Origin of the sequence: Psychrobacter sp. AOP7-C1-14 (genome assembly GCF_052376135.1) — a bacterium.
In the GTDB taxonomy this organism is placed as follows: domain Bacteria; phylum Pseudomonadota; class Gammaproteobacteria; order Pseudomonadales; family Moraxellaceae; genus Psychrobacter.
On sequence record NZ_JBQSVH010000052.1, the window covers coordinates 1 to 539 of the forward strand.

Here is a 539-nt window from a genome sequence, read left to right on the forward strand (position 1 = left end):
CCCAAGGCGTCCTAAGCTATACCAATGCATTAGGGGATAGTGTGCCTGTCGCTGCGGGTACCCCGTTGAGTGCTGCTGAGGCAGCCAGCGTGCGGTTCACTCCAACAGAGAACTTCAATGGGGCGGTAGATGCCATTGACTTTATCGCCACTGACAACGATGGCCTGGACTCAGCGCCTGCCACCGTGACCTTACGTGTGACGGATGTTAATACGCCGCCAACGGCTAACGACCAAAGTCTGAGCACCGATGAAGACACGGCAGTGACGGTGTCGCTTGTTGGTAATGACATCGATGGTAGCGTGGTGAGTGTCACGGTATTGCAAGTGCCGCCTGCCAACCAAGGGGTGCTGACCTATGAAGATGATGGACAAACCGTTGAACTGACACCAGGCACCGTATTAACCGCTGCTCAAGCCACAAGCATTGTGTTCACTCCTGCATCAAACTTTAACGGACGCGTCAGCAACCTCCAGTTCAGCACCACCGATGATGATGGTGCGACATCAACACCTGCCACCGTTGAGATTACGGTTACT

Annotated in this window: 1 protein-coding gene; it reads left to right on the top strand. The window is 54.4% G+C overall.

What is annotated here, in order from left to right; genetic code table 11:
* Positions 1 to 539, top strand: a 539-nt coding sequence (locus ACT3QN_RS13685) for an Ig-like domain-containing protein (protein WP_444529301.1), incomplete at both ends; no start/stop codon positions are given.